Genomic DNA, 15,550 nt, shown 5'->3' with positions numbered 1-15,550 from the left:
CGCCGTTCCTGCGCGGGCGGGAACGGCGTGTGCGGGGTGCTTGTGGCGCGCCTTGGTGGATGGCGCGCCGCGCGATCAGCCCAGTTCCTTGACCAGCTCCGGCACGACCTCGAACAGGTCGCCCACCAGGCCGTAGTCGGCGACCGAGAAGATCGGCGCTTCCGGATCCTTGTTGATGGCGACGATGGTCTTCGAGTCCTTCATGCCGGCCAGGTGCTGGATCGCGCCCGAGATGCCCACGGCGATATACAGGGTCGGGGCGACGATCTTGCCGGTCTGGCCCACCTGCCAGTCGTTCGGCACGAAGCCGGCGTCCACCGCGGCGCGCGAGGCGCCCATGGCGGCGCCCAGCTTGTCGGCCAGCGGCTCCAGGATCTTGAAGTTGTCGGCCGAGCCGATGCCGCGGCCACCCGAGACGATCACCTTGGCGGCGGTCAGCTCCGGACGGTCCGACTTGGCCAGTTCGCGACCGACAAAAGTGGAGGTGCCCGAGTCGGCGATTGCGGTCACGTTCTCGATGGCGGCCGAACCGCCGGCGCCGGCGGCGTCGAAGGCGGTGCCGCGCACGGTGATGACCTTGACCTTGTCGCTCGACTGCACGGTGGCGATGGCGTTGCCGGCATAGATCGGACGCTCGAAGGTGTCGGGCGAATCGACCTTGGTGATCTCGGAGATCTGCGCCACGTCCAGCTTGGCGGCCACGCGCGGCAGGATGTTCTTGCCGTAGGCGGTGGCTGGAGCCAGGATGTGCGAGTACTCGCCGGCGACGGCAAGGATCTGCCCGGCCACGTTCTCGGCCAGGCCGTCGGCGAAGTGCGGCGCGTCGGCGACCAGCACTTTCGACACGCCGGCGATTTGCGCGGCGGCTTCGGCGGCGGCGCCGCAGTTCGAACCGGCGACCAGGACGTGCACGTCGCCACCGCACTGGGCGGCAGCCGTCACGGTGTGGTGGGTAGCGCCCTTCAGGGAGCCGTTGTCGTGTTCAGCAATGACTAATGCGACCATGTTGATTCCTATGTATTAAGTAACGACAGACGACTCAGATGACCTTGGCTTCAGTGCGCAGCTTCTGCACCAGCGTCGCCACGTCCGGCACCTTGACGCCGGCCGAGCGCTTGGCCGGCTCGACGACCTTCAGGGTCTTCAGGCGCGGCGCGACGTCGACGCCCAGGTCTTCCGGCTTGACGGTCTCGAGCGGCTTCTTCTTCGCCTTCATGATGTTCGGCAGCGTCACGTAGCGCGGCTCGTTCAGGCGCAGGTCGGTGGTGATGATGGCAGGCAGGGTCAGGGCAACGGTCTCCAGGCCGCCGTCGACTTCGCGGGTCACGGTCACCTTGCCGTCTTCCAGCACGACTTTCGAGGCGAAGGTCGCTTGCGGCCAGCCCAGCAGCGCAGCCAGCATCTGGCCGGTCTGGTTCGAATCGTCGTCGATCGCCTGCTTGCCCAGGATGATCAGTTGCGGCTGTTCCTTATCGGCCAGCGCCTTGACGATCTTGGCCACGGCCAGCGGCTCGGTGTCGCCGGCGGTTTCCACCAGGATGCCGCGGTCGGCGCCGATCGCCATGCCGGTACGCAGGGTTTCCTGGCACTGGGCCACGCCCACCGAGACCGCCACCACCTCGGTGACCTTGCCGCCCTCTTTCAGGCGGGTCGCCTCTTCCAGCGCGATCTCGTCGAACGGGTTCATCGACATCTTGACGTTGGCGACATCGACGCCGCTATTGTCGGACTTGACGCGAACCTTGACGTTGTAGTCGACCACGCGTTTGACGGGTACCAGGACTTTCATAGGGTGCCTTTAAAAATGGAATGGATGACAGAACTGTGGCCCAGATTATAAGAGAAATTCGAGCGACGGGCTAAATTAAAGCACGATCGTACGATTTTTTGTTAGAGGAAACCGCCTAATGCACCCGTCCATTTCATGTACCTTGACTAAAAGTGATGCGCTACCCGAAAAGCGGTGATTATTTCCTACACACAATTACATTCTGAATACATAATGTTTCTACATGGCAATTTGACCATGCATAAAAACGAATGATCCTGATATGAACGAACTGACTTCCCACGCATCCGCGGTGCACGCCTTCTATCTCGCTTTCCTCGGCCGTCCGGCCGATCCTGACGGCCTGGCGTACTGGTCCGCGCGTCTCGCCGCCAATGAAAGCGACCTCGGCGCTATCGCCGCATCGTTCGCGCACTCCGAGGAAGCCCAGGACCGCTTCGGCGACGACACGCCGGCCGAGCGCATCGCCGAGATCTATCAACAATTGTTCAGCCGCGCACCCGATGCCGGCGGCCTGGCTTTCTGGAGCGACGCGATCGGCGCCGGCCATGTGTCGCTGGCCGACGTCGCCATCACCATCCTCGATGCCGCCCAGGGAACGGATGCGGACTTGGTCGAACTGCGCAAGCAGGCCGCCGTCGACTTTACCGCCCAGGTGGCTGAGTCGGGCAGCAACTACGCCGGCGACGCCGCGCTCGAGGCGGCCGGCGTGCTGATGCGCGCCGTCACGCTCGGCGCTTCGCAGGACGACATCGACCAGCTGGTGCAGGCCACGGTCGCGTTCACCGACATCGCCTCATCCAATCCGAAGGTGATCGAGGCGATCGCCACCGGCACCACCCTGCTGGCGCTGTTCGACACCGAGCGCGGCGCGGCCGATCCGGTGACCCTGGCGCAGGCCCTGGCCGACATGGCCAAGGCCGCTGCCGACGATCCCTCCGCGCTCGCGGCGCTGCAGCGCCACGGCGGCATGGCCAAGGTGCTGGACAAGCTGCCGGCCAGGGCCAGCCTGCAGGACGTGGTGGACGCCGTGGCCAAGGGCGGACTGGACGCCGTGATCGACATCGTCGACCCGCCGCGTCCGACCCCGCCGGCGCCCACGCCGCCAGTCGGCGTGACGCTCAAGTTCGCCGGTGTCGATCACGACGCCAACGACCGGACTCCCGACGACAACGTCACCAATGCGGAAGTCGCCGACGTCCGCTTCAGCTTTAGCGGCACGCCAGCCACGGGCCAGAAGTTCCAGTACCGGCTCGATGCTGAAGCGGACTGGACCGATATCGCGCCGGTTGGCAAGACCATCACCGTCACGGACGTCGACCTGACCGCCAGCCCCGCGGGCACGAATGTGCAGGTACGCCTGGTGAACGCCGACGGCTCGGCAGTCACCGCGATCGACCAGGACATCGTCCACGACGCCACGCCCCCGACCGAGCGGCTGGCCTTCCTGCGCATCGAAGGCCAGTACGACGGCGCGGTGATCACGACGAAAGAAACCGTCGACGTGAGCTTCAGCGTGGGCGCGCGCGACGACGGCATCCTCCAGTGGCGCATGACCGGCAGCGACGACTGGATCGACGTCGAGGACGACACCGGCGCCGGGACCATCACGCTGAAGGGCGTCGACCTGACAAAGAACGATCCGACGATCGAGGTGCGGGCCATCGACGCGGCCGGCAATATCGGCGAGACGGCCGAGGTTCGTATCGACGGGCCTGGCGGCATCGACATCGGGCTGGGCCTGCGCTGGGTGAGACTCACAAGCCCGTTCGACGGCGAGATCACGCTGGAATCGGCGGCCGGCTCGTTCGTGGTGGAATCGAACCACGCCAGCAAGGGCGCCGTTGCAGGTGTCTCCGTCCAGATCCTGGAACAGCAAACGCTGATGCAAGGCACGCTCACGGTCACGTCCGCGCAGGGCGAGACGATGACGACCGGCGACAACTTCATCTATACCTTCGGCAGCGCCGCCGGCGAAGAACTCACGGGCAACAAGCTGTGGGGGTTTGGCGGCGATGACACGCTCATCGGCACCAGCGGCGACGACCTGCTGAGCGGCGGCGAAGGCAACGACATCATCTACTCGAATGGCGGCCGCGACACCATTTCGGGCGGTCTCGGCGCGGACACGATCATCCTGACCGCGGATGGGATACCGGCCCTGTTCATGTACAACGTGGGCGAGGCCCTGAGCGGCGTATTCGCGAGCGGTGATTCGATTGCCGAACTGGACCGGATCACGAATGCCGAAGCCGGCGACATCTTCTTCGCCTCCTACATCGATCCGGAAGTGGCCGTCGTCAGCGACACCTTCCTCACGACCGGCGAACTGAACCAGGCCGCCCTCGTCCGCGGCGACATCGTGGCCGACGCCTTCGTTGCCAATACGGGCGGCGAGGCCTGGATGATGCAATGGACCGATGAGGTCGGCATCAACAGTGTCGTGTTCACCAACTTCGCCGGCGGCACGCCGGGCCTGGACCTGCAGTTCGGCACCCTCGACCTGGTCGACCTCGATGCCGGTGCGGAGGGAGAACGGATCGGGCTGGTCGGCGTGGCCGACGGCGCCGGCTTCGGCGGCTGACGGCATCCCGTCACCGCGCAGGCAAAGGCCCCGCCATCCTCGGATGCGGGGCTTTTCTTTTTGCGGGAAGCGCACGGGGCAGGACGCCCCGTCGCGAGATACGCACGCGGCTGCAGCATGGACTGCAGCCGAATCGCTTATTTGCGGCGCATCAGGAAGGTGAACTCGCCATTCTCATGGGTATGAGCCAGCAAGGCATTGCCGGTTTGCTTGGCAAAGGCCTGGAAGTCGCGCACGGACCCGGTGTCGGTGGCAACGATGCGCAGCACCTGGCCGGTTTCCATCTCGGCGAGCGCCTTCTTGGCTTTGAGGATGGGCAGCGGGCAGTTCAGTCCGCGTGCATCCAGGTCTCTCTGGAATTCCATGGTGTCGGTGTCGGTTTCAAAAGTGATATCGCTCATCGCATTACCTGCTTTGATTAAGTGGTCCAACTTCAGTCGCATACTACTCCAATTCGGGCAGTATGACGCACCGCACCAAAATAGTCACACATTGTTGCAGGATTGCAACCACAATGTGAAATGCTTGACCAAATAACATTGACTGTGTACTCGGTGCTCACAAATCGGCACCGCAGCGGTGCAGCACGCCTCCTAGATGCGGTCCGAATTAGGGCGCGCAATAGTTTAAATGACCATGAAAACAAAGTGTTACGACTTGGTTGACAAGTCTGCATGGCCCATTGTCGCAAACGTAAAAACGTCGTCCCCGCGCAGGCGGGGACCCAAGTTGTCATGCGCTGTGTCTACGTAAATCGTAGTGGCTGCGCAAAGGACCTGGATCCCCGCCTGCGCGGGGACGACGTGTTGAAGCTAAATGTTAAAGGTGGCGTTTGCGGAAAATCAGGCGCGTTCGCCGACCCAGCCGGCCACCCCGGCCAGCGCCGCCGGCAGGCCCGACGGATCGGTGCCGCCTGCTTGCGCCATATCAGGACGGCCGCCGCCCTTGCCGCCAACCTGCTGGGCGACGAAGTTCACCAGCTCGCCGGCTTTTACTTTACCGGTGGCATCCTTGGTCACGCCCGCGATCAGGCTGACCTTGCCGTCCGCCACGCTGGCCAGCACGATGGCGGCCGTCTGCAGCTTGTCCTTCAGCTTGTCCATGGCTTCGCGCAGGGTGGCCACGTCGGCGCCTTCCATCGTTGCCGCCAGCACCTTGATGCCGTTGACGTCGACCGCCTTGCTCACCAGCTCGTCGCCCTGGCCGGCCGCCAGCTTCGACTTCAGCGCGGCGACTTCCTTTTCCAGGACCTTGACCTGATCCTGGACCTGGGCGATGCGGGCCGTCAGCTCGTCCGGGCTGGTCTTGAGCGCGCCGGCCGCTTCGACCAGCTTGCGGTTGATCGACTGCACCAGGGCCAGGGCGCCCTCGCCCGTCACCGCTTCGACGCGGCGGATGCCGGCGGCAACGCCGCCTTCCGACACGATCTTGAACAGGCCGATGTCGCCGGTGCGGGTCACGTGCACGCCGCCGCACAGCTCTTTCGACGAACCGATGTCCAGCACGCGCACGGTGTCGCCGTACTTCTCGCCGAACAGCGCCATCGCGCCATGCTTGACGGCGTCGTCGAACGACATGTGGTGTGACTGGGTCGGATGGTTCTCCAGGATCTCGCGGTTGACGATGGCTTCGACCTTGGCGATTTCGTCGGCGGTCAAGGCTTGCGGGTGGCTGAAGTCGAAGCGGGTCTTGTCCGGATCGACCAGCGAACCCTTCTGCTGCACGTGGCTGCCCAGCACTTCGCGCAAGGCCTTGTGCATCAGGTGGGTGGCCGAGTGGTTGCGGATGGTGCGTGCGCGCTTGACGGTATCGACTTGCGCATCGACGGTATCGCCCACTTTCAGGGAACCTTCGCGCAGCACGCCGTGGTGGCCGAACACGTCGGCCTGGATCTTGAGCGTATCTTCCACGTCGAACTGCACGCCGGCAGTACCGATGACACCCTGGTCGCCGACCTGGCCACCGGATTCGGCATAGAACGGGGTCGTGTCGAGCACCACGATGCCGGCCTGGCCGGCCTTCAGCTCGTCGACCTTCACGCCGTCGGCGTACAGCGCCAGCACGTGGGTGTTGTGGGCCAGCGATTCGTAGCCGACGAACTTGGTCTTCTCGCCCGCATACTCGACGTTGGCGGCCATCTTGAACTTGCCGGCGGCGCGCGCGGTCTTCTTCTGCTGTTCCATGGCGGCGGCGAAGCCGGCCTCGTCGAGCGTGATGTTGCGTTCGCGGCAGATGTCGGCGGTCAGGTCGAGCGGGAAACCGTAGGTGTCGTACAGGGTGAAGGCGGTGGCGCCATCGAGGTTCTTCGGATCCTTGGCCAGCTGGGCTTCCAGGATCTTCATGCCGTTTTCCAGCGTCTCGCCGAAACGCTCTTCCTCGGCCTTCAACACCTGCGCCACGCGGTCTTTCGCGTCGCGCAGTTCCGGATAGGCTTCGCCCATCTCGAGGTCGAGGTCGGCCACCAGCTTGTAGAAGAACGGTTTCGTCTGGCCCAGCTTGTGGCCGTGGCGCAGCGCGCGGCGGATGATGCGGCGCAGGACGTAGCCGTGGCCTTCGCTGCTCGGGATGATGCCGTCGACGATCATGAACGAGGCCGAGCGGATGTGGTCGGCGATGACCTTGAGCGAGTTGTTGCCCAGCTCGTCGATGCCGGTCTCGCGCGCGGCGGCGCGGATCAAATTCCGGAACAGGTCGATCTCGTAGTTGCTGTGCACGTGCTGCAGCACGGCGGCCAGGCGCTCCATGCCCATGCCGGTGTCGATCGACGGCTTCGGCAGCGGGGTCATATTGCCCGCCTCGTCGCGGTTGAACTGCATGAACACCAGGTTCCAGATCTCGATGAAGCGGTCGCCGTCTTCTTCGGGCGAGCCCGGAGGACCGCCCCAGATGTCGGCGCCGTGGTCATAGAAGATCTCGGTGCACGGGCCGCATGGGCCGGTGTCGGCCATCTGCCAGAAGTTGTCCGAGGCGTAGCGCGCGCCCTTGTTGTCGCCGATGCGGATGATGCGCTCTTTCGGCACCCCGATCTCGTTGGCCCAGATATCGTAGGCTTCGTCGTCCTCGAAATAGACGGTGACCGTCAGCTTCTCGGCCGGCAGGCCATAGACCTTCGTCAGCAGTTCCCAGGCATACTGGATCGCATCGCGCTTGAAATAGTCGCCGAAGCTGAAGTTGCCCAGCATTTCAAAGAAGGTGTGGTGGCGCGCGGTGTAGCCGACGTTTTCCAGGTCGTTGTGCTTGCCGCCGGCGCGCACGCAGCGCTGGACCGAGGTCGCGCGCGAATACGGGCGCGAATCCAGGCCCAGGAACACATCCTTGAACTGCACCATCCCGCTATTGGTCAACAGCATGGTCGGGTCATTGCCAGGCACCAGCGGGCTGGAACGCACGATGGAATGGCCTTTGGATTCAAAGAACTTCAGGAACTTTTCGCGAATGTCTGAGGATTTCATGTCTGTTGGAGGGCGGAATGAGGCAGCGTGCCATATAAAGGAACGATTATAGCCTAGCCGCCGCCGTCAATATCAGTCCCACTAATATTGACAACTTGCCAGCAACAATGGATTCAGCGCAGCAGGTTCGAGATCGCGCGCGTCCTGGGCTCGACCGGGGCCAGCATCGTCGTTGCGGCTTGCCGCAGGATGCGGGCGCGCGCCTCGCCATTCGCCTCGTTGGCGGACTGGCGCACGCCGGCCATCGCGACCTGGCCGAGCCAGCGGCTGACGGCGGCCTGGGTGTCTTCGCCATGCGAAGTGAACGGGATAATGGTGGTCGAGGGTGCCATGCTAGCTGCTTCAAAGAGATCGTCTGTACTTAACGTCTCCCCCGCCTCCATTCTTGAGGCCGCCTCACAAATATATTGCTGAGCCGAAAGTATCTCAGGCGAAGTCCGGCCCGATCAGGTCGATGCGGTCGGTGCAGAAGGCGTCCACGCCCCAGTCCAGCAAGGTGCGCGCACGGCCGGGATCGTTGACGGTATAGCAGAACAGGCCCAAGCCCGCTTCCTTCACCGCCCGCGCCATTTCCGGCCCCAGGTGCTGGTGATTGGTGTGGATGGCCACCGCGTCCAGCGCCCGCGCGCGTCGCTCCCAATCCGGCCCCAGCGCGCTGATCAGGCAGGCGCGTGGGAGTGGCGGCGCGGCCAGGCGCGCGCTGGCCAGCGCCACGTCGCTGAACGAGGACAGCAGCGGAACCCGGGCCATGTCTCCGGCCGCGAGTTCGGCGGCGAACAGCTCGGCGGCAAGCGCGGCCACGACCGCGCCGGTTTCCTCCTCGAACCCGGGTGCCGGCTTGATCTCGATATTCATCCATACGCCCTCCTCCCTGCACCGGCGCGCGAACTCGGTGAACAGCGGCACCGGTTCACCGACGAACGCCGGGCCGAACCAGGCGCCGGCATCCATCGCCGCGAGATCGCCGGCATCGTGCTCGAACACGCTGCCGCTGCCCTTCACCGTGCGGCCCAGGCCGGGATCGTGCATCAACACCGGCACGCCGTCGCGCGCCAGCATGACGTCGAACTCGATCGCGCGAAAGCCGGCCTGCATCCCGCAGCGCAGTCCGGCATAGGTATTCTCGGGCGCCAGGGTCCCGCCGCCGCGGTGGGCCAGGATACGGGGGTAAGGCCACATGCGCTCCTCCTTTCGACGATCAGGCCGGCACGCCGAAGCGCCAGGCCAGCCAGGCGAAGGCGCCCAGGTTCAGCGCCACCGTCAGCTGGAACTTGCGCTGGAACGATGGCTTGCTGCTCTTGTGGCGCAACCATTGTTGGGCCAGCAAGGCGCCGGGCCAGCCGCCGACCAGGCCCAGGATCAGCAAGGTGCTTTCCGGCGTGCGCCAGGACTGCGCACGCGCCGCCGACTTGTCGATGGCGTAGGCGACGAAGCAGGTCAGGCTGGTCGTCAGGTAGGCCGCGCCGACCAGCTGGGACATGTCCCAGGCCAGGCTGGCGAACAGGTAGACGGCGAGGAAGATGACGAGCGGCAGGTAGGGCATGGCGACAGCTTACCGCTCCCGGCTTGCAAATGTCCACTGGGCAAATATGGGCCGATCGTCGATGAATACCCTTCCTGGGTTCGTCATCGAACAGAGCCGGCGATACCAAACGCCTACGCTGAACAATCACAGGTATCACATCACGTAGGAGATGACATGGCTTTCGATTTAGGAAACTTATTGCAGCAATATATTGGCGGCGCCGTCGCCAATAATGGCAAGGCTGCCGACGACTTCGACCAGGTGGCGCAGAACGCGCCCCGCGCCAGCATCGCCCAGGGCATCGCCAGCGCCTTGCGCTCGGACCAGACCCCACCCTTCCCCCAGATGGTCAGCCAGCTGTTCGGCCAGAGCAATCCCGACCAGCGCGCCGGCATGCTCAACAACCTGATCGGCGGCGCCGGCGGCGGCCTGCTGTCCTCGGTGGCTGGCGGTGCGCTCGGCAAGATCTTCGGTGGCAACACCTCCCAGGTGACGCCGGAACAGGCGGCCCAGGTCTCGCCTGAGCAAGTGCAAGAACTGGCTGAAAAGGCGCAACAACAGAACCCTGGCATTGTCGATCGCATGAGCGACTTCTATGCCGAGCATCCGACCTTGATCAAGGCTGCCGGCGGCGCCGCGCTGGCGGTCGCGCTCGGCTATATGGCAAACAATATCCGTAAACAATCACCAGAAAAGGAGGGTCCCGTGGGTATCCTGAGCAATATTTTCCACAAAATTTTCCCAGGTAAGAAAGAGGCGGCGCCTGCCGCAACGACCGCCGCTCCGACGGCCGCACCGGCAGCCCCAAGCGCCGCGCCGCAGCCGCAAGCCGCGCCCGCGCCAAGCGCACCGGCGGCCGCGCCCGCCGCTTCCGCCGCCCCGGCCGCCGCACCCATGCAGCAGGTCGACGTCGAGCAGGTCTTGAACGACATGCAGAAATCGTCCGGCCAGCAGCTGAACTGGCGCACCTCGATCGTCGACCTGCTCAAGCTGCTCGGCCTGGACAGCAGCCTGCAGTCGCGCAAGGAACTGGCCGCCGAACTGAACTACACCGGCGACACGGGCGACTCGGCCAAGATGAACATCTGGCTGCACCGCCAGGTGATGAACAAGCTGGCCGCCAATGGCGGCAAGGTGCCGGCCGACCTGCGCGACTGACCCTGTCGCACGGCGCTGGCCGGCTAATCGGCCAGCGTGGTATTGGCCGCCGTCCCGCAGGCGAAGCAAAAGCGCGCGAACGCATTCTTGCGGGTCGTACAAGCGCCGCATCGGTTGAACAGGCCGATGCCGCAGTGCGGGCAAAAGTCGGTCTTGCCATCCTTGAGGTCGACGGCGCGCTCGCAACCCGGGCACACGCTTTTCGCCAGGCGCGCCTGGACGAGATCGTAGCGCATCCCCTGGCGCCGTTCGGCGTCGGGCAATGCCTCGGCCAGCTTCTGGCGCGCCAGGTAGCCCTGCAGCCATGCGACGGCGTAGCGCCCCGCGACCACGGTGAGGATGATGCCGACGATGTAGCGCACATAGCCGCCATAGCTCGGCAGGTAGGGCACCAGCTCGAAGAAAAAGGTGAACAGGGCAAAGATGATGAAGCCCCAGGCGAACGGCCAGTCCGGCGTCTTGCGCTTGTGCCGGAACAGCCAGCCGGCCGCCAGCAGCAGCGGCAAGGTCAATGCCAGGCGATACAGAAAGACGCGCAGCTCGCGCGCCTCGACTTCGTCGGCGAAGGCCTGCTGCGCCGGTTCCTGCAGGGCGTTCCAGCGCAGGTTGGCGCGCTCGTAGGCCTGGGTGGCGTCCAGCATCGTCTGCTGCTCGCCTTCCACCGCCGCGAGGGCGGCGCGTTCAGCGCGCTCCAGGGCCTCCAGGCCCTGGGTACGCTTGATCAGTTCGGGGTCTTGCTCGGGCCGCGCGGTGGCTTGCCGGGTGGCGAGCCAGTTGTCGAAGGTCGAGCGCGCCGAGCGCGTGTTCGACTGCGCCACGGCATGCTTCTGGCTGGCCTGCTCGAGGCGCGTGCGTGCGCCTTCGATGCGCGCGCGCTCGCTGTCCATCTCGGCGCGCAGCTTGCCGACCAGCGCCGGGTTCATGAACTGCTCGACCGTCAGCGGCTCTTCGACGTCGCGCAGCTGCTGCACGACCAGGCCGCCCAGGCCGATCAGGAAGCCGGCGAAGACGAAGGCGACGAGCCACAAGGCCCGCTGCATCCATTGTTCGGTCAGGCGCAAGCCTTTGCTCATGAAGCGCTCCTCGGCGATGGACAAGCCCGCAGCTTGCCATCATCGCGGGCTCCGTGCTACTGATAGTTATCAGAGGCACGGGTTGCGCTACCGCAGGTATCGCGCAGCGATACCCCTGCCCTCATCAGAAGTAGGACAGGCCCAGCGCCTTCTTGACCTCGTCGGTGGTCGCGGCCGCCACTTCGCGCGCCTTGAGGGTGCCTTCCTGCAGCATCTTCATCACCTGGGCCGGATCCTTGGCGAACTCTTCGCGGCGAGCGCGGATCGGCGCCAGCAGGTCTTGCAGGATGCCTTCGAGGCGCTTCTTGACGATGCTGTCGCCCAGGCCGCCGCGCTGGTAGTGCGCCTTCATCTCGGCCAGGCCTTCCTTGTCGGTGTCGAAAGCGTCCAGGTAGGTGAAGGCGACGTTGCCCTCGATATGGCCCGGATCCGACACCTTCAGGTGCAGCGGGTCGGTGTACACGTTCTTGACCGCGGCGCGGATCTCGTCGGCGCTGGCGCCCAGGTTGATGGTGTTGCCGAGCGACTTGCTCATCTTGGCCTTGCCGTCGATACCCGGCAGGCGGCCGACTTCCGGCACGAAGGCCTTGGCCTCGACCAGGATGTCGCGGCCGACGATGCGGTTGAAGCGGCGCACGATCTCGTTGCACTGCTCGATCATCGGGATCTGGTCTTCGCCCACCGGCACCACGCCGGCCTTGAAGGCGGTGATGTCGGCGGCCTGGCTGGCCGGGTAGGTCAGGAAGCCGGCCGGGATGTCGCGCTCGAAGCCGCGCAGGACGATTTCCGCCTTCACGGTCGGGTTGCGCTCGAGGCGCGCGACGGTCACCAGGTTCAGGTAATAGAAGGTCAGCTCGGTCAGTTCCGGAATCTGCGACTGGATGAAGATCGTGGTCTTGGCCGGGTCGATCCCTACGGCAAGGTAATCGAGCGCCACCTCCAGCACGTTCCGGTGTACCTTACTCAGGTCATCCATATTGTCGGTCAGGGCCTGCGAATCGGCCAGCATGACGAATTGGCGGTACTGGTGCTGGTAGGTCACGCGATCGCGCAGGCTGCCCACGAAGTGGCCGAGGTGCAGCGGACCGGTCGGACGGTCGCCGGTCAGGATGATCTGGCTTCCAGGAGCGGAAGCAGAAGCAGGAGCGGTAGTTTGTTGCAGGGTCATCGAGATTCCTTGGTAGATGCCTCGATCGTCCTGCGTCAAAGAAAAAACGCCACCCAAATCGAGGCGGCGTTAGCTGAAATGCACATCATTTCCGGGGCCGCGCGCTAGGAGCGGCGCCACCAGGCAAGAATGAGATGTGCTTTCGGAAAGATCATGGACCGCATGGTTGCAGGTTGGCGCTCCGCTGTCAACCGCTACCCGCACCGTGACTCGGCAGGCAGGGCTCTCCCCACGCAGTTTGAACGTCGGTAGCGCCGCATTGTCGAAACTTTGTTGTCATAAAATTAAGGATTCAAGACCACCATGAACAAGAGCACGAACAGCCCAGCACACCCCCTCGAACTCTGGGGCGGCCTCGAATGCACGGTCAACCGCGTGCAGGACACCTACTTCAGCCAGCTGGACCGCAACGGTCATAGCGGACGCGCCTGCGACATCGAGCGCTTCGCCGCGCTCGGCATCCGCGCCATCCGCTACCCCATCCTGTGGGAACGCACCGCCCCCGACGGCATCGACGGCGCCGACTGGCGCTGGCCGGACGAGCGCCTGGCCGCCCTGCGAGAGGCTGGCGTCACCCCGATCGCCGGACTGATCCACCATGGCAGCGGCCCGCGCCACACGAGCCTGGTCGATCCCGGTTTCGCGCAAGAGCTGGCCGACTACGCCGGCGCCGTCGCCGCGCGCTACCCCTGGCTCGAGTTCTATACCCCGGTCAACGAGATCTGCACCACGGCGCGCTTCGCCGGCCTGTATGGCGTGTGGTATCCGCACGGCCGCGACGACCGCACCTTCATCGACGCCCTGCTCAACCAGTGCCGCGCCACCGTGCTGTCGATGCGCGCCATCCGCGCCGTCAACCCGAACGCGAAACTGGTGCAGACCGACGACCTCGGCAAGACCTACAGCACGCCGGAGCTCAGCCACGTGGCCGAGTTCTACAACGAGCGCCGCTGGCTGGGCTGGGACCTGCTGTGCGGCATGGTCGGGCCCGAGCACAAGCTGTGGAACTACCTGCTCAAGAGCGGCGCCAGGCCAGAGGACATCCTGTGGTTCCGCGACAACCCCTGCCCGCCCGACCTCATCGGCGTCAATTACTATGTCACCAGCGAGCGCTGGCTGGACCACCGCCCCGAGCGCTATCCGGCGCACCACCGCGGCGTGGCCGACGGCATTCCCTGCGCCGACATCGAAGCCTCGCGCGTGCTGGCCACGCCGACGCCCGGCATCGCCCCGCTGCTGTCCGAGATCTGGGAGCGCTATCGCATCCCGCTGGCCATCACCGAAGCCCACATCGACGCCAACCGCGAAGACCAGATGCGCTGGCTGCTCGAGATCTGGGAAGCGGCCCAGCAGTCGCGCGACAACGGCGTCGACGTGCGCGCCGTCACGGTGTGGGCCCTGCTCGGCTCCTTCGACTGGAACAGCCTGGTGACGGTCGACCGCGGCTACTACGAACCGGGCCCGCTCGACGTGCGCTCGCCGCTGCCGCGGCCGACCGCGCTGGCGAACATGATGCGCGAACTGTCGAGCGGCGCGCCGCTGTCGCACCCGGTGCTGCGCGCCCAGGGCTGGTGGCGCCGGCCGGGCCGCTTCCTGTGCCAGCAGCCGGTGGCCACGCCGGCCGCCCTCACCTCGATCGCGGCCGACGGCCACCGCCTGGTGGGCAGCGACGCCGCGCCGATCCTGATCCTGGGCGCGACCGGCACCCTGGGCCGCGCCTTCGCCCGCATCTGCGACAAGCGCAACCTGGCCTACAAGCTGCTGTCGCGCCAGGACATGGACATCGCCGACGCCGACTCGGTCGAGCGCGCGCTGGCGCGGCACAAGCCGTGGGCGGTGGTCAATACCTGCGGCTATGTGCGGGTCGACGACGCCGAGCACGACATGGAACGCTGCCAGCGCGAGAACACGCACGGCGCCGCCATCCTGGCCGCCGCCTGCGCGCGCCACGCCATCCACCTGACCACCTTCTCGAGCGACCTGGTGTTCGACGGGCGCAACGAGCGTCCCTACGTCGAATCGGATACGCCGAATCCCCTCAACGTCTACGGCCGCAGCAAGCTCGACGCCGAACGCGCGGTGCTGGCCAATCACCCGGGCGCGCTGGTGGTGCGCACCAGCGCCTTCTTCGGGCCGTGGGACCAGCACAACTTCGTGACCCAGGCGCTCGATGCCCTGGAGCGCGGCGACGCCTTCGTGGCGGCCGGCGACATCACCATCACGCCGACCTATGTGCCCGACCTGGTGCACGCCTGCCTGGACCTGGCCGTGGACCGCGAAGCCGGCATCTGGCACCTCGCCAACAAGGGAGAATTGACCTGGGCCGAGCTGGCGCGGCGCGCGGCCGGGCTGGCCGGCGTCGATGCATCGACGCTGGAAGCGAAACCGGCGGCGGAGTTCGGCTTCACGGCGGCGCGGCCAGCCTACTCGTCGCTGCACAGCGAGCGCGGCGCGCTGCTGCCGGCGCTGGACGATGCGCTGCGGCGTTATGTCGAGTTGCGCAATGCCGAGAAAGCCGAACGCTGCGCGCTGCTGGCCGAGGCCGAAGGGCGGCAGGCGGTGGCGGGTGGCGATAGCCAGGGGGAGGCCGATTCGGTTGCGGTAGTGCAGTCCGGGACGTAAGCAACTGCAATTAACGGAGAGCGCTACGGCGCTTTCTCCTAAGAAGGGCCTATTTCATTATTAGCAAAAAAGCCACGAAGATCGTGGCTTTTTATCAATGCTCAGCAGTACGAGGCTTGGAGAAGGTGACAATTGTCCCAGCTCGCCGTCTGCGGTAAACATCTGCCTGAAAGGCAACT

General features: G+C 65.3%; 12 protein-coding genes. 3 read left to right on the top strand and 9 right to left on the bottom strand.

Annotation, left to right across the window (positions count from 1 at the left end; genetic code table 11):
• Window positions 1–75: 75 nt before the first annotated feature.
• The gene (locus KY496_RS25520; protein ID WP_071360019.1) at window positions 76–1,005 is read right to left on the bottom strand and encodes an electron transfer flavoprotein subunit alpha/FixB family protein; all 930 of its coding nucleotides are present in this window, start codon (window positions 1,003–1,005) and stop codon (window positions 76–78) included.
• A gap of 34 nt (window positions 1,006–1,039) precedes the next feature.
• The gene (locus tag KY496_RS25515; RefSeq protein ID WP_005668874.1) at window positions 1,040–1,789 is read right to left on the bottom strand and encodes an electron transfer flavoprotein subunit beta/FixA family protein; all 750 of its coding nucleotides are present in this window, start codon (window positions 1,787–1,789) and stop codon (window positions 1,040–1,042) included.
• A 262-nt stretch (window positions 1,790–2,051) separates the two neighbouring features.
• Between KY496_RS25515 and KY496_RS25510 the strand changes: the two genes are divergently transcribed.
• Window positions 2,052–4,373 carry a DUF4214 domain-containing protein gene (locus KY496_RS25510; protein ID WP_184234746.1) on the top strand — a complete coding sequence of 774 codons (2,322 nt, stop codon included), beginning with the start codon at window positions 2,052–2,054 and terminating at the stop codon, window positions 4,371–4,373.
• Between the two features lie 137 nt (window positions 4,374–4,510).
• On the opposite strand, the gene KY496_RS25505 is transcribed toward KY496_RS25510, so the two are convergent.
• From KY496_RS25505 to KY496_RS25485, 5 genes are all read right to left on the bottom strand, one after another.
• The gene (locus KY496_RS25505; RefSeq protein ID WP_040777452.1) at window positions 4,511–4,738 is read right to left on the bottom strand and encodes a sulfurtransferase TusA family protein; all 228 of its coding nucleotides are present in this window, start codon (window positions 4,736–4,738) and stop codon (window positions 4,511–4,513) included.
• Window positions 4,739–5,215: 477 nt separating this feature from the next.
• Complete coding sequence (gene alaS / locus KY496_RS25500; RefSeq protein WP_184234749.1) at window positions 5,216–7,825, bottom strand: alanine--tRNA ligase; 2,610 nt, start codon at window positions 7,823–7,825, stop codon at window positions 5,216–5,218.
• A 113-nt stretch (window positions 7,826–7,938) separates the two neighbouring features.
• Window positions 7,939–8,157 carry a hypothetical protein gene (locus KY496_RS25495; protein WP_184234752.1) on the bottom strand — a complete coding sequence of 73 codons (219 nt, stop codon included), beginning with the start codon at window positions 8,155–8,157 and terminating at the stop codon, window positions 7,939–7,941.
• 94 nt (window positions 8,158–8,251) lie between these two features.
• The gene (gene ugpQ, locus KY496_RS25490) at window positions 8,252–9,004 is read right to left on the bottom strand and encodes a glycerophosphodiester phosphodiesterase (RefSeq protein WP_184234755.1); all 753 of its coding nucleotides are present in this window, start codon (window positions 9,002–9,004) and stop codon (window positions 8,252–8,254) included.
• A 19-nt stretch (window positions 9,005–9,023) separates the two neighbouring features.
• Window positions 9,024–9,368 carry a DUF1294 domain-containing protein gene (locus KY496_RS25485; RefSeq protein WP_005668861.1) on the bottom strand — a complete coding sequence of 115 codons (345 nt, stop codon included), beginning with the start codon at window positions 9,366–9,368 and terminating at the stop codon, window positions 9,024–9,026.
• 687 nt (window positions 9,369–10,055) lie between these two features.
• On the opposite strand from KY496_RS25485, the gene KY496_RS25480 reads away from it, so the two are divergent.
• Window positions 10,056–10,508 carry a DUF3597 domain-containing protein gene (locus KY496_RS25480; protein WP_219865176.1) on the top strand — a complete coding sequence of 151 codons (453 nt, stop codon included), beginning with the start codon at window positions 10,056–10,058 and terminating at the stop codon, window positions 10,506–10,508.
• Window positions 10,509–10,531: 23 nt separating this feature from the next.
• Here the strand turns inward: KY496_RS25480 and KY496_RS25475 are convergent, their stop codons facing one another.
• On the bottom strand, window positions 10,532–11,581 hold the full coding sequence (locus KY496_RS25475) for a zinc ribbon domain-containing protein (protein ID WP_219863011.1): 1,050 nt from the start codon (window positions 11,579–11,581) through the stop codon (window positions 10,532–10,534).
• 124 nt (window positions 11,582–11,705) lie between these two features.
• Complete coding sequence (trpS, locus tag KY496_RS25470; protein ID WP_143054426.1) at window positions 11,706–12,749, bottom strand: tryptophan--tRNA ligase; 1,044 nt, start codon at window positions 12,747–12,749, stop codon at window positions 11,706–11,708.
• Between the two features lie 303 nt (window positions 12,750–13,052).
• On the opposite strand from trpS, the gene KY496_RS25465 reads away from it, so the two are divergent.
• Window positions 13,053–15,371, top strand: coding sequence for a family 1 glycosylhydrolase (locus tag KY496_RS25465; protein WP_184234761.1), 2,319 nt, complete (start codon window positions 13,053–13,055; stop codon window positions 15,369–15,371).
• The last annotated feature ends 179 nt before the right edge of the window (window positions 15,372–15,550 follow it).

This window comes from Massilia sp. NP310, assembly GCF_019443485.1.
Classification (GTDB): Bacteria; Pseudomonadota; Gammaproteobacteria; order Burkholderiales; family Burkholderiaceae_D; genus Telluria; species Telluria timonae.
The sequence above is the reverse complement of the archived record's forward strand: the minus strand, read 5'-3'. Positions and strand labels throughout refer to the sequence as shown.